The following is a 25,293-nucleotide window of genomic DNA, read 5'->3' as shown; positions in this document are numbered from 1 at the left end:
TACGTAAAGGTGGATTACACTAATCGATGTCGAAGAAATCACGCCTTTTAGATAAGGTGATTAAATTAATTTAAAAAATTGTTAAATAAATTTGGGGGATTTTACAAACCGTGTCGTCTTGATGAATTAACAGCGAAATGCTGTGAGAAAAAGCCAAGTGGGGTGCACACCATAAGGCGCATTAAAATTAACGATTAGGACACACACCATCATGTATAGGAAAACCAAGCTTGCATGCTCAGTGGCAGCAGTTTTAGCGTCGGCTATTTCTGCAAATAGTGCATTTGCCCAAGACGCGCAACCCAATAAAGACGTAGAAGTGATTGAGGTAAGTGGTATCCGCTCATCGGTTGCTAAATCGATGGATGTTAAACGCAGCTCTGCTGGCGTAGTCGACGCCATTAGCGCAGAAGACATCGGTGATTTTCCCGATACCAACTTAGCTGAATCACTACAGCGTATTACCGGCGTATCTATCGACCGTTCAGGCGGTGAAGGCCAGCTAATTACCGTACGTGGTTTTGGACCACAGTTTAACACCGTGTTGGTAAATGGCCGTCAGATGGCGTCTGAAAACGATTCGCGTGCGTTCAGTTTCGACACGATTGCTTCTGAGTTAGTAAGCAGCCTTGACGTGCATAAAACGTCAACGGCCACAATGCAGTCTGGTGGTGTAGGCTCTACCATTAATATTAATACCGCGCGCCCGTTTGCATTAAACGGTTTTAAAATGGCGGGCTCGGTAAAAGGCGTGTACGACGAAAATAGCGAAGAAACTACGCCGCAATTTTCTGGCCTTATTAGCAACACGTTCAATGACGACACCTTCGGTGTATTACTTGCCGTTTCACATCAAGAGCGTGAGACTCGCCTTAACCAGGCTCAGATGGACGGTTGGCTAGAAAACGTTGGCGTGCCAAACCCTGTTACCCAATCAGGCGACGCTTGGACAGGCAATGTATTTTCACCGCGAAACTACGATCACAAAGTGACCTTTGAAGAGCGTACCCGTACAAACGCTAACCTTGTATTCCAATATGCACCTAACGACAAGCTAGTTGTAACTGCTGACGCATTGTATTCAGATTTTGACGTAGAGTCTGAAGCAACGTCTTACGGCCATTGGTTTACTGCACCTAACATTCAGGGTGTAGGTGATGACGGCAGCCTATTTGATGAAAACGGCAATCGCCGCAGCCCAACGGTTGATGCAAACGGTACTATTGTCGATTTATACCAAGAGGTAGGTTTGGCGACGGACATGCACGCCAAAACGTTCGACCGTTTAACCGATACCTATGCCTTAGGCCTTAACTTTGATTACCAGTACTCTGATAATCTGAATTTATCGTTTGATTTAAGTCATTCAGAAGCCGAACGCGAAGCCAATAATGGTGGCGGCGATCAGCTTTCACTTATTGGTTATGCCAACCGCGTACGATTCCAAGTAGATGACAACATTTTACCAGTTGCCAGCATGTTCGCTTCGCCTAATGACAATATTTATAGCGGACAACAAGAACTCGATGGCGCGATTGTTACGGGTCCTGACGGATTCCCTATATACAACCCTGCACTGACACCTGATGGTGTAAGCAATCATCTTGATGAAGCTAACAGCCGAGCTCACGTAATGCTGCGTCGAGGCTGGGCGGTAGAAGATGAAGTGAGCCAGCTGCGCTTTGACGGCGAATACGTAACAGATGGCAGCGGCTTAACTGAAATTCGCTTTGGCGCACAGTACAGCACCGAAACCAAATCACTTACCCGTTGGGACAATGAAGGTGTTGGCATTCACTGTACATACTGTGGTTACCCTGACTTACCTGAAATCCCAGCAGGAAGCCAATACGTTTTTGACGCAGGTAGCGATTTTCTTTCTGACGTAAGTGGTAGCGGTCGCATGCCCACCTCTTGGCTAACTCACGATGGCGAAGCCAACTTTGCGTTTTTAGAGTCTTACTATCAAAGCGTAAACGGTGATTCGATTAGTTTTGATGCGGTGCGCCGTAACAACAGCTTTGAAGTTGAAGAAGATATTATCTCTACCTATATGGAATTCGACTTTGAAGGCGAAGTTGCAGACATGTTCTTAAGCGCAACCGCAGGTGTGCGTTATGAAATGACGGACGTGACGGTTAACGGAACGCAAGCGCCTATAACGGGATTAACGATTCTGGATCAAACCGAAATGCTGGCTGGTTTTGGCGATGCGCAAAGTATTGCCACTGAGTCTGATTACGACGTGCTATTGCCAAACTTCAGCGTACGTTTGGAAATTACCGACGACTTAATTGCGCGATTTGCTGCGAGTTCAACTATTACTCGCCCTACGCTTAACAGCATGTCGCCGGTGACAGTAATTACAACCACCCGCCAAGGTGGTGATTTAACGTCTACCAGTGGTAACCCTGCACTAGAGCCATTCAAATCGGACAACTTGGACTTGTCGCTTGAGTACTATTACGACGAAGCAAGTTATGCATCAATTGGTTACTTCAGAAAGCTGGTATCGAACTTTATTGTTAATAGCCAAGAAGACAAAACTTTCGAACTTGCTGATGGCAGCCTGCTAACAGACCCCTCTACAGGCGCTAACGCCAGCGCGCCAGATGCGGGTGACGACGTTGCTGTGTTTACCAATACTCTGCCAAATAACGGTGAAGACGCAACGGTAGACGGCTTCGAGCTTGCGCTTCAGCACACCTTCGATAACGGCTTTGGGGTGCTTGCCAACGGAACTATCGTTGACAGTGACGCCGAGCTCGATCCATTCGATATTAATCAGGTATTTGCACTAACCGGGTTAAGTGATTCTTACAACTTGGTGGCATTTTATGAAACTGACGACTATCAAATTCGTCTTGCCTATAACTGGCGTGATGAGTTTGTTCAGTCGTTAACACAAGGGCAGGGTGACGGCCCAACCATTGTTGAGTCTTATCAACAGCTTGACATTAGCGGTAGCTACAGCGTGACAGACAATGTAGAAATCTTCTTTGAAGGTATTAACCTTACAGAAGAGTTTGTACATAAACGCGGTCGCTTCTCTAATCACTTGCTGTTGGTTGAAGACAGCGGCAGACGTTGGGCTCTCGGTGTGCGCGGAAACTTTTAGTTTCGCGTAATTGGGGCCGGCATTTGTTGGTCCCACATTCGTGGCTACCATTTGGTAGCCACAGTTTTTATTCAGGAAATCAGTATGACAACAGCAACTCCCATAACGCACATTGTAGTAGTTGGTGGCGGTAGCGCAGGGTGGCTAACGGCTGGTCGTATTGCAGCGCAACATCAATGCGCTACTCGCAAAGACATTAAAGTAACCTTAATAGAAAGCCCCAATGTGCCTATTATTGGCGTGGGCGAGGGCACCTGGCCAACCATGCGCTCAACACTAATTGCATTGGGTATTAGTGAAACCACTTTCATCAAAGAATGCGACGCCACATTCAAGCAAGGAGCAAAGTTTGCTAAGTGGACCACTGGTGAAGAGCACGATTTTTACTACCACCCTCTTATGCTGCCCCAAGGGTTTTCGCAAACAAATTTAGGTCCTTACTGGCAGACTGTAGCACCAGAATTAAACGAGTCTTTTTCCCATGCAGTATGTGTTCAGGAAGCTATATGCGAAGCAGGTTGTGCACCTAAAAGCATACGCCACGCAGAGTTTGCAGGCACCGCAAACTATGCTTATCACCTAGATGCAGGAAAATTTACCGCCTTTTTAACCAAGCACTGCACAGAAAAACTAGGTGTACACCATGTGCTGGCCGACGTTAACCGCGTCGAAAGCAGCAATAACGGCGATATCAAAGCCCTTCATACCGAGCAAGGGGTAACAGTAGAAGGCGACCTCTTTGTTGACTGTACCGGCTTCAAATCTATGCTGCTCGGCGAACACTACAAGGTGCCGTTTATTCCCTGTGACGATGTACTTTTTATCGACCGAGCATTAGCAGTACACGTGCCTTATGACACCCCGCAAAGTCCTATTGCATCCCACACTATCTCCACCGCACAAGACGCCGGTTGGATTTGGGATATCGGTTTGCAGTCACGCCGAGGTGTAGGGCACGTCTATTCCAGTAGGCATCAGAGTAAAGATGACGCCTATGCTCGCTTAGACACATACGTTCGCCAAACCAGCACGTTAAACGGCATAGATGGGATAAACGTAAAAGACATTACTATTCAAAGCGGACACAGGCAGCACTTTTGGCAAAATAACTGCGTGGCTGTTGGGCTAGCGGCGGGCTTTCTAGAGCCGTTAGAAGCCTCAGCGCTTGTACTGGTAGAGCTGTCTGCCTCAATGATCGCCGAACAGTTGCCAGCAAACCGAGCCGTAATGGATATTGTGGCGAAGCGCTTTAATGACACCTTTTCTTACCGTTGGCAGCGAATTATCGACTTCTTAAAGCTGCATTACATGTTGAGTAAGCGAAAAGACAGCGCATTTTGGCGGGACAATCGCGATAGTCATACTATTCCCGATTCATTAAAAGAATTACTCGCACTGTGGCAATACCACCCGCCTAGTGACAAAGACTTTACCAGCAATAATGAAGTATTTCCCGCGGCAAGCTATCAATATGTGCTGTACGGAATGGGATTTACCTCAGATTTAGCTACACATCAGCAATGGGTGAACGCCGACTTCGCCAAGCAACAGTTAATGCAGAACAGGAAAGCACGCGACATGGCGGTGGAGAGGCTGCCTAAACATCGCGAACTTATTAATAAAATTCACCAATTCGGCCTGCAGGCCGTTTAACGTAAATCAATAAGCAGGACCTACGTATGACTCACATGGTTGCCATTAATAATAAACAGCATGCAGACTTAAAAGTAACCGACGATGCATTGTCACTAAGCGCCAATCAGCACCTTGTTCCTGTGGTGGTCTCTGAACTCAACAAGCTTGTTGTACATTACCCCGTGGTGATCACCAAGTTTGACGATTCTGGACAATTTGGCTTATCTGCCTTGCTAGGTTTTGAAGAAAAAGAAAACCTATTTTGGCAGCAAGGTGAATGGGATGCGGTTTATATTCCCGCACAGTTTGAACGCTTGCCTTTTTATGTAGGAACGGAAGCGCAAAGCGCTGACAGCAGTAACCAGGTGCTGTGCATTGATATGGATAACGCTTCAGTAAGCGAAGAAAAGGGTACGCCGCTTTTTGATAACACAGGAGAGCCCAGTAACTACCTGTTAGAAAAGCAGCAGATCCTTGCTCAGCTTCTTGACGGTGAAACGCAAAATCAACGTTTTATTGCCGCGCTGCAACAGCATAACCTTATCACACCATTCACCCTAGATATTACCTTTGAAAACGAAAGCAAAACGTCTATAACAGGGTTATATACTATTGATGAAGATAAACTAGCGGCGCTTAGTGCTGACGCGATTGCTGATTTGCATGCACAACACATGCTGCAAAGCATTTACACGCTCATAGCGTCAAACGCACAAATCTATGCCCTTATCGACAAAAAGAACAAGGCGAATAAAAACGCAGACGCATGGTTTCAAACTACGAATTGATTAAGGTTGGTGAGCAAGCCACACCGATTGTTGTTATCGATGGTTTCATACCAGACCCGCTGAGTTTGGTAGAAACAATTGCTCAACACCACCCATTTACAAAACAAGATGGCGACTTTTATCCGGGGGTGAGAAGTCACCCGCCCCAGGAGTATGTCGAACACCTACATACCTCGCTTCCGCTGCTGTTTAGCCAACTTGCTTTGCATAATGGGCTACAAGATTTTGGCGTGGAAAAGCCGCTTCAAATACCCCTAGTGCAACTTTCCATAGCCAATCAAGCACCGAAAAGTTTATCGCCCATTCAATGTATTCCGCACATCGATACGCAAAAGGATAATGAATGGGCATTGGTACACTATCTGTTTAGCGCGCCTTTGGGCGGTACTGCATTCTATCGACATATTGAAACGGGGTTAGAGCGGGTTAACGCAGCGCAATACGAAGGCTATTTTAAAACCTTAAAACGTCAAGCCACCAGCGTAGGGTTACCACCTAAAGCGTACATAAACGGTGATACCGCCATGTTCACCCAAATCGCCCGCATTGAGCCTATGTTTAATCGCGCCGTGTTGTATCCAGCCAACTTGCTGCACAGCGGCTGTTTACCTAACGATATTTCGGATTCGGTTGATGTGAAAGAAGGCAGGCTAACCGCAAACGCCAGTATCGTTTTTTGACCCCCTTTTTTAACAGGGCATGACGTAACATCAATAGAGTAGTCTGCGCGTGCAGCATCACAATTGTGTGCCTTGTGCAAAATATTCATGAAGGTTTATTCATACAAAAAGGTGATCGAAACTTTATTTTCAAACGTTTCCTCGCTAAATCACCATATAGGATATTTATTATGTTTGGACTTTTCAAAAGCAACCCAACCAAAAAGATGCGAAAGCAGTATGACACCCTTCTTGAGAAAGCCATGCATGCGCAAAGAAACGGCGATATAAAAACGTACTCCTTGCTCACAGCGCAATCTGAACAGCTATGGAAAGAAATAGAGGCATTGGAACAAGGTACGCTAAAATCATAGCGCGCTATGAATTAGGATAAATAAGGCGGTTAGTAGGTGATGTTAACGCCCACTGCATAGCGGGCGCCTGCATCTTGCACTAACAACAAATGGTTACTGAATCGACCACGTTTGTGCACGGTTTCATTAGTAATATTGATGCCTTCAAAGAATATAGAAACCCTTGGACTGAACTGATATGACAGACTCATATCCCACTGCTTGTAGGGGCTAACAAAGGTAGGCTCGGTGCTTTGGGTTTGGTTCAGCGATTGCAAGAACCCTTCTCGCTGGTTCCAGGCCACCCGCCATTGCAGCGCGTTTTTTTCATAAAACAGCACCATGTTTTTGGCACCCGACAAGCCCGTAAGCGCAAAGGTTGAACGGATATTGGCGGTGTCTAATTCAGCGTTGCTATCTACAAAGCTCGCATTGGCCTGAATTCCCCACCCTGACTCGCCAAACAAATGCTGTACTGCTACCTCTACCCCTTCAACCGATGCAGACTCACCGTTGCTAGGAGATATTACGGAAAACTGCGCTAACGCATCAGCATCGTCAACCGCATTTGGATCTGTGCCGGTACTAGGGTCAGTCACGTTATTAAAGGTTTGTGTACTGCTTTCATTAACAATGAAATTATCAACCGTTTTTCTAAAGTAACCTGCAGATAAGTAGCTATTTTCTTGGTAGTAATGCTCAATGGCCAAATCAATGTTTTTTGCCTCGAAGGGCAATAGCTGTGCGTTTCCGATACGCGCTCTCAGATCCCCACCTTGTCGCGTAGTGGTATAGGTTACACCCGGCGCCATCTGCTCTAAGGTTGGACGGGTGATACTGTGATTGTAAGCAGCCCGAAATACCCAGCTATCTAACCAGCTGGCTTTAAGACTTACGCTAGGTAGAACGTTGGTGTAGTTTGACGATTCATCAATGCTTACCGAGGCGCCAAACTCTTGCCCCAGTTCGGTTTGGTCTAAAATGACTAACGCCGATAACTGTTCGTCGACACCACTTACTTTTACGTCAGTATACTCAGCGCGTAGTCCTAAATGCACATCGATAAACCAAGGCGCAAAATCCTTTTCGATAGCGGCCTGAGCATACCCCGCATACACCGTTTCTTTGACCGCGAAAGAACTCCCCCGGGTTTCAGCGGCTAAACTGACATCACCGGTGCTCTCCAAGTAACGGAATAACGTATCACCGTCGTGACGTAGCCACTGATGAGGTATGTTCTCGTGCCCGCTAATTGACCCAAGAAAATCGTCGCCTGCGTCAAATATGGTTTGGAAGCTGTCGGGAATATCTGGTGCATCAAAATAGCCGCAAAAACTGCAATGTCTTGCGTCTGCTTCGTTGTCTCTTCTTTCGTTGGCCTTTTCTCGTTGAGTTAATGCTCCGCCAACGTCAATTTTGCTAAACCAGTTATCATCGCCAAGTACGCTTACATTGATTTTTGCTTGCCCTATATCGTCGTCAACACTCCATCCTCTGCGCAACATCACGTGGGAACGCCCGTTAGCGGGGTCTAAGTATTGGGACACCCCCACAGGCTCACCTAAAGCATTAACTTGACGAGAGTTGGCTTGTTCAAAGCCCGATATAGCCGGCAATATGTTTGACTGAGTGTGGTCGAATGAAGAGCGATTTAAATAGCCGATAAGCGAGAGAGAATTGCCCTCTCCGTTATTGTCATCGACATTAGCCATTGAATAAGACAGATCAGTATCAACGATTACGCTATCGCTCGCGATATAGTTTGCTGCAAAACCGAAGCTTTTTAAGGTCGATGAACGGTTAAAAGTGCGAGCGTGAAAGTCTGTGGCATGCCCGCTATTTTGTGAAAAAGCCACCGCTGTGCCATTTTTATCAACCGTAACATCTTCAAGATTGCTTGACGTGAACCAATGACCCATTGAGGTTGCCGAGGTCTCCACATCGAATGTCGACCCCAGATAATCGGCCGTAAGCTCGAGCTTGTTGTTGGGTCTATACTGTAAAACGAGCGCAGATCCCGTACGGGTTCTATCATCAAACCGCACTCTTTGATCGTAATTTCTGGGAACGTACAATGTAGGAACGTCTTCATTAAGCTCACTTTCAGGTACGTTAGTATTCACTAACCAGCCATCGATTTGCGCTTCTTCTAACCGCGCTTGGCGCTTGTGCTGAGTAAAAGAGGCTAGAATACCAAACGAATTATTTAAATAGGTGTTGCTGAACATGGCAGACGTCGAAGGCGCGTATTGTTGCGAGTTGGTATCGTACTGCATTTTGACGCTGCCAGCCGCCCTCATTCCTTTGAAAGAAAGAGGTTTAGCGGTGTGAACATCAATTGTAGCGCCGATGCCACCTGACTGCATAGTCGCCTGGCTTTGTTTGTGCACGGTAACACTGCTGACAATCTCAGAGGCCAGTGTATCAAAGCTGAATTCGCGCCCGAGCTTATCCGTTGCCATAGGCCTGCCGTTTAGTAAAACCCGATTAAATTCCGGCCCAAAGCCCCTCACCGTAACCAGTTGGCCTTCACCTTCTGCGCGGTCAATAGACACGCCAGACACACGCTGTAGCGCTTCTGCAAGGTTTTGATCGGGGAACTTGCCCATATCCACCGACTGGATAGTATCAATGATAACGTTCGCGTTGCGTTTAATCCCCACCGATTGAGTAACACGCGCTCGCAAGCCCCTTACTTCAATGTATTCAATATCGTAACTACCTTGCTCGTCAGGTACGGTTACCAAGCTATCGTCTTGTGCGGTAATGACGTTAAATAGGCGACCAAGCAAGTGATTGTTTTCATCGCCATCGCTAGCAGGCACTATTTTTATGCGGGTATTATCAATAATGTGAGCACTTAGGCCCGTACCAGTTAAAAGCTTTTTAATTGCCTCTTGTGGCGTATAGTTACCACTTACTTCGTTGGCAAAGACATGTCTTACTTTATTGAAGGGAAAGACTACAGTCAGCTCGGCCTGATTAGCAAACGCAATGATCGCCTCGTCTGCACTTTGTGCAGGAATAGCGAAATCTATTGAGGAGAGCGGCGATGTATTCTGTGTAATCACTTCTGCTTGTTGGTGAGGCAGCACTGACTGCGCAATAACAGTGTGACTTGCGCCGAACGACATCATGCACAGCGCAACCGTTAAAGCTTTAGGCTTAAAAGGCAGCATGATTATTGTGTCGAATGGTTCACTTGCCACAGGCATATTCGGTTTTACGCTATTGTTATTATTGATTATTATTGATTATTATTGATTATTAGAGTGTGTGATGCGTATGCGTCACCCTGCTCGTTATTGTTGGTGTTGTTTTAAACTAGCGTCGCATTATATACAACCCATTAACAAATTTAATTTTTGAGCGATAATGTTGAAAATACTGGGGGAAAATAGCCTGGCTGTCGTCTTAGTAAGTAACAACGATAAAAAATAACAATATGCCCATAGAAACAGCCATACATAATGCCTATATGTCGGCGCGCGGCTCGATGGCCAAAATGCTATCGCGCCTTGTGCCACCTAAAGAAGTGGATGACATACTACAAGATACGTATGTTCGCTTGTGTCAGGCGAAATCTACCGAGCATATTAAAGAGCCTAAGTCGTTTTTGTTTAAGACCGCAAAAAACTTGGCCTACGATCATTTAAAGCGTGCTGACACGCGCATGGTCGACGACAGCGTAGAGGTTGCGGCAGCGTTGGAAAGTGCAATTAGCGGTGTTGAAGATGAGACGTTTCACAACAACGCTACCCAGCAAGAGTTTAAGCTGTTTTGTGACGCAGTGCGCGCCCTACCCAAACAATGCAGGCGCGCATTTGTATTGAAGAAAGTGTATGGCTACTCTCTTAAAGAGATTGCCCAAGAATTAGAGATAAGCGAAAAAACCGTGGAAAAGCATATTGCTGAAGGAATAAAAAGATGCACCTTGTTTATGCGACGGCAAAGGGCGTCACATACACGGCCGAATGCTTATCAAAGTGGTGGGCAACACAGTACGGCGGATGTAAAGAGAGACGCCCATGAATAGTTCAAGAAACGAAACAAAAAACGCTAAGTCAGGCACCAATAGCAACGTTGTACAGTTTAATAGCGATGAGCGTGTGCTTGATGCCGCCAGCGAATGGCTTGTGAAGCTAGACGAGGGGCTTGATGACGAAGAAATGCAAGCGTTAAAACAATGGCTTGCAACGCCATTGCATCAAGATACTTTCCTCGAGATGGTAGCGCTATGGGACAAGATGTCGGTGCTTAGCGAACTCGCTGATATCGTACCTCATACACCTGAGCCTAGCGCCAAACACAAAGCAAACAACACCGTGACTTGGAAGCGCCCGCTGGCCATTGCTGCCTCGTTTTTAATGGTTGGACTGTTAAGTTATCAGGGGCTAAATTTATTCTCGCCGTCTAACCAAACCGAACCTGTTGCACAAATGGCAAGCTACTCGTTACAAGCCTCGACCAAACCAGGCGAGCACAAGAGCATTAGCTTAGAGGACGGCAGTACACTATGGCTTAATACCAACTCTCAAGTGAACATCGCTTTTACTGAAACCTCACGGGTTATCCAGCTTATTAAAGGCGAGCTTCATATCGAAGTGGCGAAAGACAAATCCCGCCCGCTCAATGTACTTGCAGCCGGTAAAGCCATACAGGCGGTTGGTACTGCTTTTAATGTGCAATATCACCGCGGCGACCTTGAACTGGTAGTTACCGAAGGCGTGGTAGAAGTCGCCAGCTATACACTTAACAAAGCGAATGGCGAAAGCATTATTGATCCAATTATTAAACCGCAGGCTCAGCCACTGACGTTAGTTCAAGGTGAAAAATCGCTTTTATCTTTGCCTAACAGCACCGTTGAGACCGTATCAGATGAAGATATCGCGAATGATTTAAGCTGGCGTGAAGGCAAGATTGTATTTCGCGGCGAGCCATTAATTGACGTGATTGAAGAAGTAAGCCGATATACGGATAAAACGGTTGTTTTAGGTGATGCTGCGCTTGCTAACATGCAAGTAGCAGGGCTATTCAACACCAATGATGTAGACGCCCTTATTGCCGCTCTTGCCGACAATTTACAGATATCTACAGACTACTCTAGCGACACTATCGTCCTTCGCCCCCGTTAATGGTGGGTTTGGCTAATAGTTTCTTACTTAGCTTTATTGAGCTACAAGCTAAACACAAAGCGCGTTCTAAAGCTTAACTCGCGCTTTTACCCACTACCCCTTACAATGACGCCTCATACCAATCCGCATGCGTTGGTATTATATAAATGCATCAAACAATAAGGCGTCTTTGATATGCAAATAGGCAGTGCTGTAACGGCAATTAAGCAGCTCACTTCTAGGCTACTACTTCTGGCCACCTGCGCGGTGCTATCTAATACAGCTTTCGCCATTGAAGCTGGCCAATATTATTATTTCATTTCTGACAAGTGCGTAGCCAAAGGCCCGCAAACACCTGAAGAGCGCGGTGCGGTCACCCCAGACGTCATGCTGTTTGAAGTAGTACCTGCGGGGATCAGCGACTACTATGTAAATATGAATACAAGCGCCCTAGTTCACTATGCAGAGGAAGGGCAAGACACCCTTTCTTCGTTAGAGACAGAGCAGGCTTACACTGCTGGCAAAACACCGTCAAAGGACAGCCTTAGAAAAGACGGGAATGCTATTCATCACGACTTTATGTTGCAGCGCGAAGCCATAGATTTGAAAACCTTGATTAACACCTTAAACGGTTTTTCGCAGCTGCAATCTGATAAAGGCTACTTTTTTAAGAAGATTGTAGGGCTTTCAAACCCTAACGCTAAGTTCAAAGCTATTACCCGAGTTCGCTTAACCGATATGGGTTATGAAAACCGTATGATGCTAACAAGCTATACCAGCAATTATTTTATGTTGGATGGGCAAGGCAAAGCGCCTGATACACCTTTTATTGAAGTAGATCACGGTTCAGCACTTCGCGGTTCACTTCACGAGACCAACAGCCCTTACGCCATATTTACCAAAAATTCAGTATGCGGTGAAAAGTGGGAGCCGGGTAACTAGCCAAACAAAATACTCGGCTGCACAATCTTTCTATATTAGTGGAGAGCGTGTAGTGGGTAAGATGTGTTGCCCACACTTCGGCTATGCTGTGCGTTATTTGGTTAATTGTCTCTTTAATTACTACGATAGAGCGTTTTTATTAGATGAAAACCAAAGCGAGTTTTAACTGGCCCATGCACTTTAAGCACTTCTTTCTTAAACACCACATCATCAAAAGCTTTTACCATTTGGCCTCGGCGAAATTCACCAAGATCGCCGCCACGCTTGCCCGACGGGCATTTAGAATGACGCTTTGCTAATGTCGCAAAATCCTTGCCCTTTTTAAGCTGCTCTAAAATAGAAAGCGCTTCTTTTTCTGTTTTAACCAAAATGTGAAGTGCGGATGCCGTTGCCATGAAAATTTTCTGCCTTACGAAATAATTAGTGCCAATTGTACCTCAGCACTAAGGTCTATACGCAATTTTAAAGTGTAATTGCAAATAAACCGACTAACACAACGCAATAGTGGGAACGATAAATTGTGAAAGCGTGTAATTCGCTTATGTAGAACAGAAAATAATATAAATTCTTCGTTTATGAAAACTTGGCAAAGCAGAGAACGCTGGAAAGTTATTAATGCGTTAAGCTTCCGATAAATAAGACGAAACACACGAAGCTTTTTCTAGTTGGCTATAAGTATGCTCTTATTACAACAAAGTGCATATAACACTTTATGGCATATGCCTTTGCTATATACTAAATTCATGTATATAGTAATGGTATATACCAATTAAGAGGTGTAAAAATGACGACAGCTAGAATTTTTATGAACAACCGCTCTCAAGCAGTTAGGATGCCAGCAGAAGCACGTTTTGACGAATCTGTTAAAGCAGTTAATGTTCGAGTTGTAGGTAAGGAAAGAGTATTAAGCCCTATAGAAAATACGTGGGATAGCTTTTTTAATGCAAGCAATTCAGTAACAGATGATTTTATGAGTGAGAGGGCGAGCCAAGAACAAACTGCTCGAGAAAGCTTTGATGATTAAGTACCTACTAGACACCAATATTTGTATTTATGTCATCAAGAATCGCCCTTTGGAAGTTTTATCAAAATTCAATGAATCAGCGGGCAGAATGGCTATTTCGTCAATTACATTAGCTGAACTTTTGCATGGATGTGAGAAAAGCCAAAAAGTCGAACATAACACCAGGCAGGTAGAAGACTTTTGCTCCAGGCTTGAAGTTCTTGAGTATGGCAACAATGCAGCGCAACATTATGGTTCAATTAGAGCTAATTTGGAAAAGTCCGGCCAAATGATTGGTGTGAATGACCTACATATTGCGGGCCATGCGCGTAGCTTAGGGTTGACCGTTGTTACAAACAACGAACGAGAGTTTCATCGGGTTAAAGGGCTACTTGTAGAAAATTGGATATCTTAATTAGAACAACTGTCCAGTAAAGTCTGGTCAATTCATGGTTAGGGGCAAAGTTAACCGAGAAGCAGTAGATACAAAAAAGGCGCCAACTCATCGAGTAGCGCCTTTCTTTTAAGCGTTAAGCTTGGGGGATGAATTACATCATGCCGCCCATACCGCCCATGCCGCCCATATCAGGCATTGCAGGAGCTGCTGCCTCGTCTTTAGGTAGTTCAGCTACCATTGCTTCAGTTGTGATCATTAGTGAAGCAATTGAAGATGCGAACTGAAGTGCAGAGCGCGTTACTTTAGTTGGGTCAAGGATACCCATCTCTAGCATATCGCCGTAAGTGTCGTTACCTGCGTTGTAACCGTAGTTACCTTCGCCGTTCTTCACTTCGTTAACAACTACTGATGCTTCTGCACCTGAGTTGATAGAGATTTGACGTAGAGGCGCTTCCATTGCACGTAGTGCAAGCTTAACACCTACAGTTTGGTCTTCGTTGTCGCCCGTTAGCTCAGCAAGTTTAGCTGCTGCGCGAACTAGTGCAACACCACCACCAGGTACCACACCTTCTTCAACCGCTGCACGCGTTGCGTGTAGTGCATCTTCTACGCGGTCTTTCTTCTCTTTCATTTCAACTTCAGTTGCTGCACCAACCTTAATTACTGCAACACCGCCAGAAAGCTTAGCTAGACGCTCTTGAAGCTTCTCTTTGTCGTAGTCTGACGTAGAGTCTTCAATTTGACCTTTGATTTGAGCACAACGGCCTTCAATCGCTTCTTGGTCGCCGTTACCGTCAACAACTGTTGTGTTGTCTTTGTTGATAACTACGCGCTTAGCAGTACCTAGGTCTTCAAGCTGAACTTTTTCAAGGTCTAGACCAATTTCTTCAGAGATTACTGTACCGCCAGTTAGGATAGCGATGTCTTGTAGCATTGCTTTACGACGGTCACCGAAACCTGGTGCTTTAACCGCTGCAACTTTAACGATACCGCGCATGTTGTTTACTACTAGAGTAGCAAGCGCTTCGCCCTCAACATCTTCAGCGATGATCATAAGCGGCTTACCAGCTTTCGCTACGCCTTCAAGGGTAGGAAGTAGTTCGCGGATATTAGAAATCTTCTTATCAACCAATAGGATGAACGGGTTGTCTAGTTCAACAGTACCGTTTTCTTGGTTGTTGATGAAGTATGGAGATAAGTAACCGCGGTCAAACTGCATACCTTCAACAACGTCTAGTTCGTTTTGAAGTGCTTGGCCTTCTTCTACAGTGATTACACCTTCTTTACCTACTTTTTCCATTGCTTGAGCAATGATGTCACCAACTTCTGCATCAGAGTTTGCAGAGATAGTACCTACTTGTGCGATAGACTTGCTGTCTGCACAGTCAGTAGAAAGGGCTTTAAGCTCTTCAACTGCTGCAACAACCGCTTTGTCGATACCGCGCTTAAGGTCCATTGGGTTCATACCCGCTGCAACGCTCTTAAGACCTTCAGTTACGATAGCTTGCGCTAGAACGGTTGCAGTAGTAGTACCGTCACCCGCTTCGTCGTTCGCTTTAGACGCTACTTCTTTTACCATCTGAGCGCCCATGTTCTCGAACTTGTCTTCAAGCTCGATTTCTTTCGCTACAGACACACCATCTTTAGTGATAGTTGGTGCACCGAAAGACTTGTCTAGAACAACGTTACGGCCTTTTGGACCTAGTGTTACTTTAACTGCGTTAGCTAGTGTGTTTACGCCTTTTAGCATTTTACTGCGAGCGTCATCACCAAAACGTACTTCTTTAGCTGCCATGATTAAATTCCTCTAAAATTCGTTTTAACGTTAGTTGTAATTACTCAACAATCGCTAGAATGTCGCTTTCGCTTAGGATTAGTACTTCTTCACCATCCAGCTTTTCTGTTTTAACGCCGTAACCGTCGTTGAAAATAACGGTGTCGCCTACTTTAACGTCTAGCGCTTTAACTTCGCCGTTCTCAAGAATGCGACCGTTACCTACTGCGATTACTTCGCCGCGTGTAGATTTTTCTGCTGCAGAACCAGTCAGAACGATACCGCCTGCAGATTTGCTTTCTTGCTCTGCGCGCTTAAGGATTACGCGGTCGTGTAAAGGACGAATTGCCATTTTCAAGTCTCCTGAAAATTCCACTATTCAAGTTTATGTGATTACCAACATTCAGACAGTCTGAATGTTGTGTGCCTGGGTTGCTCATTGCTGAGCAGTTAAATTCTTATCTGCACGGATAGATGGGGTAGTACCCAGATAACTTCAAGGGTTTTTAAACAAAAAAATGTAAAAAAATTGGTTTTTTCGCTAAATACTTCTTTTTGTTGGGCAAGTAAACGCCGTTTATCTCGGTAAACAGCGTTAATAACCTGAGAGAAAGGGCCTTGAGATTAAGGTCTGTGGACCTTTTTATTTTAAGCGCTTATCCGGGTCGTTGGTGGTGCGATCCGAGTACTCACCTTCAAATACATCACCATCGTTGTTGTGTGAGCGTGAACGCTCGTCGAAAGGGCTTTGCCCAAACGGTGACTGACCTTGCCCGAAACCTGAAGCTCCCGGACCCATACCAGGCCCCATTCCTGGAGCAACAACGCGCATTTTCATATGCTTACTGACCTGAGCAGCAAAGAAGTGACGAGAGCCTGGCATTGCCAATAAGAAGCCGAAAATATCGGTAATAAAGCCTGGCGTAACAAGCAATACGCCAGCAACCACCAGCATCAAGCCTTCAACTAACTCTTTTCCTGGCACTTCATTTCGCTGCATTTTTTCCTGTGCCGTCTGCAGTGTGCTTACCCCCTCGCGTTTAACAAAATAAGCACCGATAAAAGCAGAAAGAAGAACCAAGCCAACGGTATTCCAGCCTCCGATCACGCTGCCTACATTAATAAGCAACGCAATTTCTAAAATAGGTAATAGGGCAAACAATATAAATAAAACCCGCAAAACGCTTCCTCTTTCATGTATTCATAACCTGTTATAGGGTCTTTGTACGTAATAACAAGAAAAGGTGCCTTCCCTTTCGCTTAAATAGCCACTTAAAGCGACCGATAGCGACCGTGATATACTTTGGCTATGAAAGAATAGTGTGGATTTTAAGGTCTATTACACATCGACTCATTAGCTAAGTAGCAGGTACGAAAAAAGTAGGAAACGTATATGACAATAAAGCTTGTTCTGTGTACTACGCCAGATGAAAAGACAGCACAGTTGATCGCCAGTACCCTCGTTAAAGATAGGCTTGCAGCTTGCGTGAATATTATTAAAGGTATTGAGTCTGTTTATGAATGGCAGGGTAAAATAGAGACCGACACGGAATGCCAGTTGATCATTAAAACGAATACACACCTTGTATTACAGGCTTTCGATAAGGTTTGTGAACTACATCCGTACGATGTACCTGAATGGCTCGAACTTAATGCCGAGGCTAGCAGCACTTACGGTCAGTGGTTAAAAACTACGCTACAGCGATAGATAAAAACGTTTCCCAATAAAAATAACGACAATGCAAAATAGATAATATGAATCTTAACTTTATGACTTTACCTTTTGTTTTATCAGGCACTGCATCAGCCTCGCTGTTCCATCGCTTTAGTGCTTATGTTCTCTCAGCGTTTTGTTTGATGTCGCTATTAAGCGCGTTCGCCTTTGCACAGGTGCCAAGTGCATTTGACGACCCTTTTACAGATGAACCTCAGTTTTTAGATGTAGACCAAGCGTTTGCATTCGATTTCAATCAAAAAGACGATGTGCTTACCTTAAGCTTCGATATTGCCGATGGCTATTATCTGTACCTAAAACAATTCAAGTTTGTGGCTAAAGAAGCTGAAGTCGGCGAGCCTGTGTACCCCACTGGCGTAATGATTGAAGATGAGTTTTTCGGCGAGTCTGAAGTATTTTACAACGGCGTATCTATTACTCTGCCTATCGAATCGGCAGTTCGTGACGGCGTAGTTAAAATTCGTTATCAAGGCTGCGCTGACGCAGGGCTTTGCTACCCACCAACGGTGAAAGTCGTGTACTTGAACGAAGTGGGAGGTGTTACAGCAGACAATTCAGATGAGGTGTCTGGGTCAAATAACGCAGCCGCCTCTTCGCAAAGCGAGCAGTTCGATTTAGCGCAAAGGCTAATCGATAAAGATAACCTTGCTCTCACTTTAGCTTTATTTTTTGCACTGGGCGTAGGCTTAGCTTTCACGCCTTGCGTATTTCCTATGTACCCCATTGTGTCGGGCATTGTGATTGGTCAGGGCAAGCCTAAAACCGCATCACATTCGTTCTGGTTAACTTTTGTTTATGTACAAGGTATGGCGATCACTTACTCACTACTTGGTTTGGTGGTTGCAGTAGCCGGCGCGCAGTTTCAAGCCGCGCTGCAACATCCTGTGGTGCTGGGCGTATTCATTGTGCTATTTGTGGCGCTTGCCATCGCCCTATTTGGTGGTTTTGAAATTCAGCTGCCAGCAAAGTATCAAGAAAAGCTCACTCATATGAGTAACAACCAAACGCCAGGCAGTTTTGCGGGGGTGTTTATAATGGGTGTATTGTCTGGTCTTATCGCATCGCCCTGCACTACTGCGCCGCTAACCGGCATATTACTATTCATCGCCCAAACCGGCGATATGACGCTGGGCTTTATTTCGCTTTACTTGTTAAGTATTGGTATGGGCTTACCACTTATTCTGTTCGGCATGACAGGCGGTAAGCTGCTACCTAAAGCAGGTAACTGGATGAATGTGGTTAAAGTCACCTTCGGCTTTATGATGCTTGCCGTGGCCATTGTGTTTATTGAGCGTTTATATAATAGCCCTGCCACTGGCTTCCTATGGGGATTGCTTGGCTTCGGTTTGTTCGGTTATTACTGGGCACTTAATCGCGCAAGTAAGAATTCACTGATGAAACTTGTACGTGCTGTTGTAGTTGCAATAGGCATTATGGGAAGTGCTGGCCTTACCTATCAAGCAGGACTAAACACTGGGCTTTGGGGCGAACAGGCTGATGGTGTACACGCAGGGCACCCAGACTTTGTTGTTGCGCGAGACTTGGCAGACTTACGTAATAAAATTGCGGCGGCTAACACACAAGGTAAAACCGTGATGGTCGATTTGTACGCCGACTGGTGCGTAGCCTGTAAGGAGTTCGAGAAGTACACCTTCCCTGACGAGCAAGTGGTATCTGCACTTAGCAATACGGTATGGATGCAAATGGACCTTACCGATAACACACCAGAACGTCAGGAGATTTTTGACACCTTTACTGTGCTAGGCCTGCCTACCATTTTGTTCTTTGATGAAAACGGCGACGAGCTAACCAAAGCCCGTGTCACCGGGTTTATGAAAGCAGACGCCTTTGCCGGTCACGTAAAAGAGTGGCTTAACAATGGGTCTAACACTAATGACGGTCAAAGTGGTCGCTTGGACTAAGGCGCTTCGATTCGAAGCCTTTCCTCTTCTCATATGGCGAGTATGGCGAGCGGTGCGAGACGCCGCTCTCTTTATCTCGGGTAGGGGCGGGTTTCAGAAAAGAAGGTTGGCTTCAATGCTGGCCTTCTTATTTATTTCGCTCACTTTTTCCCTATCAGTAACAGCGAAAACCACGGGATGCTTTGATAACAAACGCTTTTGTTTTGAGCTTACGCCTTCGTCTTCTTCTCTTTATTTAGTCTCAGTACAGAGAAAAGTGGAGTTGCCCGTAGCACTAACCCTTTATTCTAATGTTTTGCGTCAATTCCCTACGGGTAACAGTGAGCCTAAACCGAAAGCACACGTTAATGCGTTTTTGGATACCGATGACAAAGTGCCGCTAGGCGTAGTAAACAATGCCAATGCGTTTTGGCAGTCGATGCGGGTGAAATGGACGGTAGGGCGTGTGGATGCCATACATGATATCGACTACCCGTACACGTCACCGCTACAGCCAGCTAGTGAATACCGCATTGTTCAAGGCTTTAACGGTAACTTTAGTCACTCAGGGGCGTCAAGGTATGCACTTGATTTTGCAGCCCCAGTGGGTACCCCCATCTTAGCGTCACGTGGCGGCATAGTGATAGACACTAAAGGTGATGGAACTAGAGGCGGGCCTACCCCGGAGTTTGCTAAGTACGCTAACTATGTGGTTATTCTTCATAGCGACGGTACAACTGGTGAATATTACCACCTCAAACATAAGGGCATTGCCGTAACCCGTGGTCAAAATGTGCAGAAAGGGCAACTTATCGGCTATACCGGCAATACGGGGTTTTCTTCATTGCCCCATTTACACTTCGGTGTTTATGTAGCGAAATTCCATGGTAAATACATAAGTGTGCCGTTTTCTCTCGCGAACGCCTCTACTGAAACCGCGCACTAATCTTTTCCTATCGCATGCCCTCAAGAATGCAGCATGCTGGGATTCAGCACATGTATCTCACTCAAACCAAACAAAAAAACTTTGCCCCGAAAACACCTGATTAGACCAGTATTTTGCTGCTAAATCTTTATCTATCACTATAATCACCAATTAACACAATAAACGAGCAAAGAAATTGGCTTTTTTTCGTGCAACTGTCACAAAAGTTTGTTGAAATGGCAACAACAGTGACATTTTCCCGAAGATAGCAGCAAACTAGATGAATATTTTGTTATTAAATGGCCCTAACCTGAATATGTTAGGCCAAAGAGAACCCGACAAATACGGCACACAAACCTTGCAAGACATCGTAGATGATTTGCAGGCGCAGGCTGTGTCAAGCAACGTGACCTTAACGCATTTTCAGTCAAACGCTGAGTTTGAACTGATTGATCGCGTGCACGCTGCTATGGGTACTGTTGATGCCATTATTATTAATCCTGCTGCCTTCACGCACACCAGCGTCGCCCTTCGCGATGCGTTATTGAGTGTCAATATCCCGTTTATTGAAGTGCATTTGTCGAACGTTCACGCCCGTGAACCTTTTCGTCATCATTCTTATTTTTCTGATGTTGCAGCTGGCGTCATTGTTGGCCTTGGTGCCATGGGCTATTCGCTCGCGTTAACTGCAGCAATCAATTTACCGAAATCGCCAAAATAGAGCAGAGACAGAACATGGATATTAGAAAGATTAAAAAACTCATCGAACTAGTGGAAGAATCTGGCATTGCCGAGCTAGAGATCACTGAAGGCGAAGAGTCTGTACGCATCCACCGTGGCCCAACGGGTGTTCAAGCACCAATGAACTACAGCTTTGCAGCACCTGCTGCCCCGCAAGCTGCGCCAGCTGCTGCGGCAACAACGGCGTCAGAAGCGCCTGCTGCAGAGCCTGCACAGCCAGACGGTCACGTTGTTAAGTCTCCAATGGTAGGTACGTTCTACCGTGCATCTTCACCAACGGCAAAGCCGTTTGCAGAAGTTGGTCAGCAAGTAAAAGTTGGCGACACGCTTTGTATCGTTGAAGCGATGAAGATGATGAACCAAATTGAAGCAGATAAAGCAGGCGTGGTTAAGGCAATCTTGGTTGAAAACCAAGACCCTGTAGAATTTGACCAGCCAATGTTCATCATTGAATAAGCGAGTGCTTAACTATGCTAGATAAAGTACTTATTGCTAACCGTGGTGAGATTGCCCTACGTATTTTGAGAGCCTGTAAAGAACTAGGCATCAAAACCGTAGCTGTGCACTCTACTGCGGATAAAAACTTAAAGCACGTGTTGCTGGCTGACGAATCAATTTGTATTGGTAAAGCATCGGCAACTGAAAGCTACCTGAACATTCCTCGCATTATCGCTGCTGCAGAAGTCACTAACTCTATCGCTATTCACCCAGGTTACGGTTTCCTAGCGGAAAACGCAGACTTTGCTGAAGCGGTAGAAAAAAGCGGCTTTATTTTCATTGGCCCTAAAGCTGAAACTATCAACCTTATGGGTGACAAAGTATCTGCTATCAACGCCATGAAAAAAGCAGGCGTACCGTGTGTACCCGGCTCTGACGGCCCGCTAACTGACGACGCAGAGCGCAACAAAGCCATTGCTAAGCGCATTGGTTACCCAATCATCGTTAAAGCTGCGGGCGGCGGCGGTGGCCGTGGTATGCGCGTAGTACGCAGCGAAAGTGAACTTGTAAAAGCCATTGAGACCACACAAGCGGAAGCTGGCGCAGCCTTTGGTAACGCAACGGTTTATATGGAAAAATTCCTTGAAAACCCGCGCCACGTAGAAATTCAGGTATTGGCCGATGGCCAAGGTAACGCTATTCACTTAGGTGAACGTGACTGTTCAATGCAGCGTCGCCACCAAAAAGTGGTTGAAGAGGCACCTGCACCGGGTATTTCTGAGCAAATGCGCACCAAGATTGGCGATCGCTGCCGCAGAGCCTGTATTGAAATTGGCTACCGCGGAGCAGGTACTTTCGAGTTCCTATATGAAAACGGTGAATTCTATTTCATTGAAATGAATACCCGTATTCAGGTAGAGCACCCTGTATCTGAAATGATCACAGGCGTTGACCTTATTAAAGAGCAGCTCCGCATTGCAGCCGGTCAGCCACTGTCAATTGATCAGTCGCAAATTCAAATTCGTGGCCACGCTATTGAATGTCGAATTAACGCAGAAGATCCACAAACCTTTATTCCTAGCCCTGGTCCTATCGATATGTTCCATGCGCCAGGTGGTTTAGGTATTCGTTGGGAGTCGCATATTTATGCGGGCTACCACGTGCCTCCTTACTACGACTCAATGATAGGCAAGCTTATCACTTACGGTGAAAGCCGCGACGAAGCGATTGCTCGTATGCGCCATGCCCTTGAAGAGATTGTGGTTGAGGGTATTAAAACGAATATTCCGCTTCAACGCGCTATTATGGCCGATGAAAACTTCTTCGCAGGTGGAACCAACATCCACTACCTAGAGAAGAGCTTAGGTTTAGCCTAATCCCCCCTTTGGGCTACACGCTGTTTTTTGTGTAGCCCAATTTTCTTTATTCGCTATTCGCTATTCGCTATTCGCTATTCGCTATTCGCTATTCGCTATTCGCTATTCGCTATTCGCTATTCGCTATTCAGAGCATTCTAATTTTCCGATTACCACAATCAATTTTTAACGATTTTCCTATTTAAAAACTGGTTCTATACTGCACACAAGTTTTAAGACATCTCCCTTAAACTTTTGTGTGTTTTACCCTCATTGGAGTCCCACTCCACTTATCGCCGGCATCCCTGCCGGCTTTTTTTTGTATTTTTTCGTTAAGTCTTTCTTTTTTGCGCTAATTAATTAGATTTAATGTATAAACTAGCTAATTGCTTTGTTTAAGGTTCGATAGGTGCGAATTCCGTTTTTGCTTGTTTTACCACTCATTACTTTTTCGGGAACCAGTGCGTTTGGAGAACAAATAGCACCCACTTTTTCACAGAAGCTAGACATACAGGTTCGATACGATGATCGCTCTAACCGCCCTAGCCGCGAACAATATCGACTGCGCTACTATCCCTCTCTTGCCATCACTTCAGCATGGTCAATAAACAGCTTTGTGGTAACTGGTGATGACTTTTCATCAAGCCACAATACGTTCGGTAGCGACAATACTGATTATCTCTACGCAAGGCGTCTGTATTTGAGACATGAAACCGAATCAGGAAAAACTGAGCTAGGCATTATTCCAACCTACAAAGGGCGTGTTTCTTCCACCGGTTTATCGAAAGATGGGTGGATAACGGGAGTACGTCACGTAAGGCAATTACAAAACGACACTGCTCTTGAAATAGTTTTGGGTCAACTTGCAAATGCTGAAGCCTCAGAAGCCTTTAATATTGGCGGAGAGGATGAGTATTTCGAAATTGAATATTCGGCCAAGATGGGGCAACGACATAGCTACGAGGCCAGTTTTGAAAAAATGCTCGGTGGTAGATTTGCACGTGCTGAGTATCGGTTTCGCATGAACGATAAAGATACCGCCTTTATAGAACTGGTTCAGCGCACTGATGAAAGTGCTGCAAAAATTGTAGCGGGCACCAGCGGCGAATTCGCGGCAAGCGCTTTTAATACATCTTATCCTATCGAGTACTTCGCATACTATTCCTACATAGACAGTAACTTTGGTGAACGCGCTGAACTAATTGAAGATTTTTTGGGAACTGGGCACGGCGGTTCATTAGAGGTGAGCGGCGTGCTGTCTGAAAAGCATGATGTAGAATGGTTTGTCAGGGCTGATGTCGTAGATAGCGTCAGCAGGTTACTGGCCGGCGTAAAGCTTTCCTTTGAAAGTTGAATGACTGACGCTCTTTTGCGCTTTAGCGCAACCGACAGCACGATAACTGCTAAGCCCAAAAAAAGGCCCATCAAACGATGGGCCAAACAGCAAGAACGCGTACGCACTTTAACAGTGCATAATAAATTACGGCTTATCGCCGTTGTGAGTTTAGTTACCGCAGATTACGTATTTTTAATCTCTTGAACTTTAAACTTAAAGTTGAGTTTATTAAACTTTAGTCTAATAAACTCACTACATTTGTATTGTTTAACTTTAATATTCGTAATTTGAAGGTGTTCTTGTGCCAAGCCGTTACGCTCAGTTCAAAGATAAACTTCCCATTTCTCGACTCTCTGATGAAGCGCTTCTTGCGTTTCGCGTCCTCTTTGATGATCCACTTGATATTGTAGATTTAGCGCAAGATATTGCAGATTTGGCAATATACCCTGAACGCTTAAAAGAAAGTTACAGAAAAGAGTGGGAGGCCTATGTTCTTAAAGCGCTTGCTTTTGAAATTAGGCAGCACGACGATTTATCCACCGCTGAGTTTATAGAGCTTATGATGAGAAAGGTTGAAGCATTGCAGCAAACCAATGACACCTACCAAAATCTTTTACGTCAGGTTCACCATACGAAGAGCATTTTGCAATCAGAAAACACGGTTGTTTTTCCAACGCCTTTGCGTCAGGAACTAACCGCGTTTCTTTTACCTATAACCACTATTACTCCGCCAAAGAAATAGCCACAGCATCACATATTTCAAGAAGCTAGAAGCTTCCCGAAAATGCAAATGTATTTCTATTTATTTGCACCCTTGTATTTGTACTGAGATGGGCAATAGCCTCTATCCACACCTTCAGGGCGCAAACTCGCATGTTTGGTTTTTCGACCTGACACCCGTTCTCGCCAATTTTTAAAGGTTTTTTGTTTAAGATTTTTACGCATGAGCTTTATTACGTCTTTCTCCGGAAGCCCGTATAAACGCTCAATCGCTTCAAACGGCGTGCGATCTTCCCACGCCATTTCAATTATTCGTGATTCTTGTTCTTCAGTTAATGCCATGTCTTACATCTCAATAT

At 45.3% G+C, this 25,293-nt stretch carries 24 protein-coding genes; 18 read left to right on the top strand and 6 right to left on the bottom strand.

Annotated features, from left to right (window positions below):
* Positions 1 to 211: 211 nt before the first annotated feature.
* The 5 genes from ACYX4M_RS08000 (at position 212) to ACYX4M_RS07980 (ending at position 6,574) form a co-directional block, all read left to right on the top strand.
* Positions 212 to 3,118, top strand: coding sequence for a TonB-dependent receptor (locus ACYX4M_RS08000; RefSeq protein WP_476082576.1), 2,907 nt, complete (start codon positions 212 to 214; stop codon positions 3,116 to 3,118).
* Positions 3,119 to 3,202: 84 nt separating this feature from the next.
* Positions 3,203 to 4,771, top strand: coding sequence for a tryptophan halogenase family protein (locus tag ACYX4M_RS07995; RefSeq protein ID WP_476082575.1), 1,569 nt, complete (start codon positions 3,203 to 3,205; stop codon positions 4,769 to 4,771).
* 26 nt (positions 4,772 to 4,797) lie between these two features.
* Entirely contained in the window at positions 4,798 to 5,541 is a 744-nt protein-coding gene (locus tag ACYX4M_RS07990; protein ID WP_476082574.1) for a SapC family protein, read from the top strand.
* Positions 5,520 to 6,221, top strand: coding sequence for a DUF6445 family protein (locus ACYX4M_RS07985; RefSeq protein WP_476082573.1), 702 nt, complete (start codon positions 5,520 to 5,522; stop codon positions 6,219 to 6,221). The genes ACYX4M_RS07990 and ACYX4M_RS07985 overlap by 22 nt, the downstream gene beginning before the upstream one ends.
* 170 nt (positions 6,222 to 6,391) lie before the next feature.
* Positions 6,392 to 6,574, top strand: a complete 183-nt coding sequence (locus ACYX4M_RS07980) for a DUF6435 family protein (RefSeq protein ID WP_476082572.1) — start codon at positions 6,392 to 6,394, stop codon at positions 6,572 to 6,574.
* A 29-nt stretch (positions 6,575 to 6,603) separates the two neighbouring features.
* Here ACYX4M_RS07980 and ACYX4M_RS07975 read toward each other — a convergent pair whose 3' ends face one another.
* Positions 6,604 to 9,768: a TonB-dependent receptor gene (locus ACYX4M_RS07975; RefSeq protein ID WP_476082571.1), complete on the bottom strand. Its 3,165-nt coding sequence runs from the start codon at positions 9,766 to 9,768 to the stop codon at positions 6,604 to 6,606.
* Positions 9,769 to 9,998: 230 nt separating this feature from the next.
* On the opposite strand from ACYX4M_RS07975, the gene ACYX4M_RS07970 reads away from it, so the two are divergent.
* The 3 genes from ACYX4M_RS07970 to ACYX4M_RS07960 all read left to right on the top strand — a co-directional run bounded on the left by ACYX4M_RS07970 (position 9,999) and on the right by ACYX4M_RS07960 (position 12,609).
* Positions 9,999 to 10,589 carry a sigma-70 family RNA polymerase sigma factor gene (locus tag ACYX4M_RS07970; RefSeq protein WP_476082570.1) on the top strand — a complete coding sequence of 197 codons (591 nt, stop codon included), beginning with the start codon at positions 9,999 to 10,001 and terminating at the stop codon, positions 10,587 to 10,589.
* Positions 10,582 to 11,688, top strand: a complete 1,107-nt coding sequence (locus ACYX4M_RS07965; protein WP_476082569.1) for a FecR family protein — start codon at positions 10,582 to 10,584, stop codon at positions 11,686 to 11,688. Before ACYX4M_RS07970 ends, ACYX4M_RS07965 begins: the two co-directional genes overlap by 8 nt.
* Positions 11,689 to 11,862: 174 nt before the next feature.
* Positions 11,863 to 12,609 carry a hypothetical protein gene (locus tag ACYX4M_RS07960; protein WP_476082568.1) on the top strand — a complete coding sequence of 249 codons (747 nt, stop codon included), beginning with the start codon at positions 11,863 to 11,865 and terminating at the stop codon, positions 12,607 to 12,609.
* A 113-nt stretch (positions 12,610 to 12,722) separates the two neighbouring features.
* Here the strand turns inward: ACYX4M_RS07960 and ppiC are convergent, their stop codons facing one another.
* Positions 12,723 to 13,004, bottom strand: a complete 282-nt coding sequence (ppiC, locus tag ACYX4M_RS07955; RefSeq protein ID WP_071953019.1) for a peptidylprolyl isomerase PpiC — start codon at positions 13,002 to 13,004, stop codon at positions 12,723 to 12,725.
* A gap of 389 nt (positions 13,005 to 13,393) precedes the next feature.
* On the opposite strand from ppiC, the gene vapB reads away from it, so the two are divergent.
* A complete protein-coding gene (gene vapB, locus ACYX4M_RS07950; RefSeq protein ID WP_474872229.1) occupies positions 13,394 to 13,633 on the top strand; it encodes a type II toxin-antitoxin system VapB family antitoxin in 240 nt (79 codons plus the stop codon).
* The gene (vapC, locus tag ACYX4M_RS07945; RefSeq protein WP_476082567.1) at positions 13,626 to 14,027 is read left to right on the top strand and encodes a type II toxin-antitoxin system tRNA(fMet)-specific endonuclease VapC; all 402 of its coding nucleotides are present in this window, start codon (positions 13,626 to 13,628) and stop codon (positions 14,025 to 14,027) included. Before vapB ends, vapC begins: the two co-directional genes overlap by 8 nt.
* Before the next feature lie 133 nt (positions 14,028 to 14,160).
* On the opposite strand, the gene groL is transcribed toward vapC, so the two are convergent.
* The 3 genes from groL to ACYX4M_RS07930 all read right to left on the bottom strand — a co-directional run bounded on the left by groL (position 14,161) and on the right by ACYX4M_RS07930 (position 16,963).
* Positions 14,161 to 15,804 (bottom strand): chaperonin GroEL, encoded by a 1,644-nt coding sequence (gene groL, locus ACYX4M_RS07940; protein WP_474872227.1) that lies wholly within the window; start codon positions 15,802 to 15,804, stop codon positions 14,161 to 14,163.
* Positions 15,805 to 15,844: 40 nt separating this feature from the next.
* Positions 15,845 to 16,135 (bottom strand): co-chaperone GroES, encoded by a 291-nt coding sequence (locus tag ACYX4M_RS07935; RefSeq protein WP_012520088.1) that lies wholly within the window; start codon positions 16,133 to 16,135, stop codon positions 15,845 to 15,847.
* A gap of 291 nt (positions 16,136 to 16,426) precedes the next feature.
* Positions 16,427 to 16,963, bottom strand: a complete 537-nt coding sequence (locus ACYX4M_RS07930) for an FxsA family protein (RefSeq protein ID WP_476082566.1) — start codon at positions 16,961 to 16,963, stop codon at positions 16,427 to 16,429.
* 213 nt (positions 16,964 to 17,176) lie between these two features.
* On the opposite strand from ACYX4M_RS07930, the gene cutA reads away from it, so the two are divergent.
* From cutA to ACYX4M_RS07890, 8 genes are all read left to right on the top strand, one after another.
* Positions 17,177 to 17,491 carry a divalent-cation tolerance protein CutA gene (cutA, locus tag ACYX4M_RS07925; protein WP_476082565.1) on the top strand — a complete coding sequence of 105 codons (315 nt, stop codon included), beginning with the start codon at positions 17,177 to 17,179 and terminating at the stop codon, positions 17,489 to 17,491.
* Positions 17,492 to 17,553: 62 nt separating this feature from the next.
* A complete protein-coding gene (locus tag ACYX4M_RS07920; protein WP_476082564.1) occupies positions 17,554 to 19,440 on the top strand; it encodes a protein-disulfide reductase DsbD in 1,887 nt (628 codons plus the stop codon).
* A 115-nt stretch (positions 19,441 to 19,555) separates the two neighbouring features.
* Entirely contained in the window at positions 19,556 to 20,365 is an 810-nt protein-coding gene (locus tag ACYX4M_RS07915; RefSeq protein WP_476082858.1) for a M23 family metallopeptidase, read from the top strand.
* Positions 20,366 to 20,624: 259 nt separating this feature from the next.
* Positions 20,625 to 21,065 (top strand): type II 3-dehydroquinate dehydratase, encoded by a 441-nt coding sequence (gene aroQ, locus ACYX4M_RS07910; protein WP_476082563.1) that lies wholly within the window; start codon positions 20,625 to 20,627, stop codon positions 21,063 to 21,065.
* 14 nt (positions 21,066 to 21,079) lie between these two features.
* A complete protein-coding gene (gene accB, locus ACYX4M_RS07905; RefSeq protein ID WP_476082562.1) occupies positions 21,080 to 21,541 on the top strand; it encodes an acetyl-CoA carboxylase biotin carboxyl carrier protein in 462 nt (153 codons plus the stop codon).
* Positions 21,542 to 21,555: 14 nt separating this feature from the next.
* Positions 21,556 to 22,899, top strand: a complete 1,344-nt coding sequence (gene accC / locus ACYX4M_RS07900; RefSeq protein ID WP_476082561.1) for an acetyl-CoA carboxylase biotin carboxylase subunit — start codon at positions 21,556 to 21,558, stop codon at positions 22,897 to 22,899.
* A gap of 388 nt (positions 22,900 to 23,287) precedes the next feature.
* Entirely contained in the window at positions 23,288 to 24,232 is a 945-nt protein-coding gene (locus tag ACYX4M_RS07895; RefSeq protein ID WP_476082560.1) for a hypothetical protein, read from the top strand.
* A gap of 283 nt (positions 24,233 to 24,515) precedes the next feature.
* Positions 24,516 to 24,956: a hypothetical protein gene (locus tag ACYX4M_RS07890; RefSeq protein WP_476082559.1), complete on the top strand. Its 441-nt coding sequence runs from the start codon at positions 24,516 to 24,518 to the stop codon at positions 24,954 to 24,956.
* A 56-nt stretch (positions 24,957 to 25,012) separates the two neighbouring features.
* On the opposite strand, the gene ACYX4M_RS07885 is transcribed toward ACYX4M_RS07890, so the two are convergent.
* Positions 25,013 to 25,276 carry a TIGR03643 family protein gene (locus tag ACYX4M_RS07885; RefSeq protein WP_476082558.1) on the bottom strand — a complete coding sequence of 88 codons (264 nt, stop codon included), beginning with the start codon at positions 25,274 to 25,276 and terminating at the stop codon, positions 25,013 to 25,015.
* Between the last annotated feature and the right edge of the window lie 17 nt (positions 25,277 to 25,293).

Source organism: Alteromonas sp. ABV4_150 (genome assembly GCF_056311745.1).
This window is presented reverse-complemented; position numbering and strand designations above follow the sequence as displayed.

What these genes read in the sequence shown, in the direction of transcription:
- ACYX4M_RS08000 (WP_476082576.1), top strand. Translation starts at nt 212, where the DNA reads ATGTATAGGAAAACCAAGCTTGCATGCTCAGTGGCAGCAGTTTTAGCG.
- ACYX4M_RS07995 (WP_476082575.1), top strand. Translation starts at nt 3,203, where the DNA reads ATGACAACAGCAACTCCCATAACGCACATTGTAGTAGTTGGTGGCGGT.
- ACYX4M_RS07990 (WP_476082574.1), top strand. Translation starts at nt 4,798, where the DNA reads ATGACTCACATGGTTGCCATTAATAATAAACAGCATGCAGACTTAAAA.
- ACYX4M_RS07985 (WP_476082573.1), top strand. Translation starts at nt 5,520, where the DNA reads ATGGTTTCAAACTACGAATTGATTAAGGTTGGTGAGCAAGCCACACCG.
- ACYX4M_RS07980 (WP_476082572.1), top strand. Translation starts at nt 6,392, where the DNA reads ATGTTTGGACTTTTCAAAAGCAACCCAACCAAAAAGATGCGAAAGCAG.
- ACYX4M_RS07975 (WP_476082571.1), bottom strand. Translation starts at nt 9,768, where the DNA reads ATGCCTGTGGCAAGTGAACCATTCGACACAATAATCATGCTGCCTTTT.
- ACYX4M_RS07970 (WP_476082570.1), top strand. Translation starts at nt 9,999, where the DNA reads ATGCCCATAGAAACAGCCATACATAATGCCTATATGTCGGCGCGCGGC.
- ACYX4M_RS07965 (WP_476082569.1), top strand. Translation starts at nt 10,582, where the DNA reads ATGAATAGTTCAAGAAACGAAACAAAAAACGCTAAGTCAGGCACCAAT.
- ACYX4M_RS07960 (WP_476082568.1), top strand. Translation starts at nt 11,863, where the DNA reads ATGCAAATAGGCAGTGCTGTAACGGCAATTAAGCAGCTCACTTCTAGG.
- ppiC (WP_071953019.1), bottom strand. Translation starts at nt 13,004, where the DNA reads ATGGCAACGGCATCCGCACTTCACATTTTGGTTAAAACAGAAAAAGAA.
- vapB (WP_474872229.1), top strand. Translation starts at nt 13,394, where the DNA reads ATGACGACAGCTAGAATTTTTATGAACAACCGCTCTCAAGCAGTTAGG.
- vapC (WP_476082567.1), top strand. Translation starts at nt 13,626, where the DNA reads ATGATTAAGTACCTACTAGACACCAATATTTGTATTTATGTCATCAAG.
- groL (WP_474872227.1), bottom strand. Translation starts at nt 15,804, where the DNA reads ATGGCAGCTAAAGAAGTACGTTTTGGTGATGACGCTCGCAGTAAAATG.
- ACYX4M_RS07935 (WP_012520088.1), bottom strand. Translation starts at nt 16,135, where the DNA reads ATGGCAATTCGTCCTTTACACGACCGCGTAATCCTTAAGCGCGCAGAG.
- cutA (WP_476082565.1), top strand. Translation starts at nt 17,177, where the DNA reads ATGACAATAAAGCTTGTTCTGTGTACTACGCCAGATGAAAAGACAGCA.
- ACYX4M_RS07920 (WP_476082564.1), top strand. Translation starts at nt 17,554, where the DNA reads ATGACTTTACCTTTTGTTTTATCAGGCACTGCATCAGCCTCGCTGTTC.
- ACYX4M_RS07915 (WP_476082858.1), top strand. Translation starts at nt 19,556, where the DNA reads ATGCTGGCCTTCTTATTTATTTCGCTCACTTTTTCCCTATCAGTAACA.
- aroQ (WP_476082563.1), top strand. Translation starts at nt 20,625, where the DNA reads ATGAATATTTTGTTATTAAATGGCCCTAACCTGAATATGTTAGGCCAA.
- accB (WP_476082562.1), top strand. Translation starts at nt 21,080, where the DNA reads ATGGATATTAGAAAGATTAAAAAACTCATCGAACTAGTGGAAGAATCT.
- accC (WP_476082561.1), top strand. Translation starts at nt 21,556, where the DNA reads ATGCTAGATAAAGTACTTATTGCTAACCGTGGTGAGATTGCCCTACGT.
- ACYX4M_RS07885 (WP_476082558.1), bottom strand. Translation starts at nt 25,276, where the DNA reads ATGGCATTAACTGAAGAACAAGAATCACGAATAATTGAAATGGCGTGG.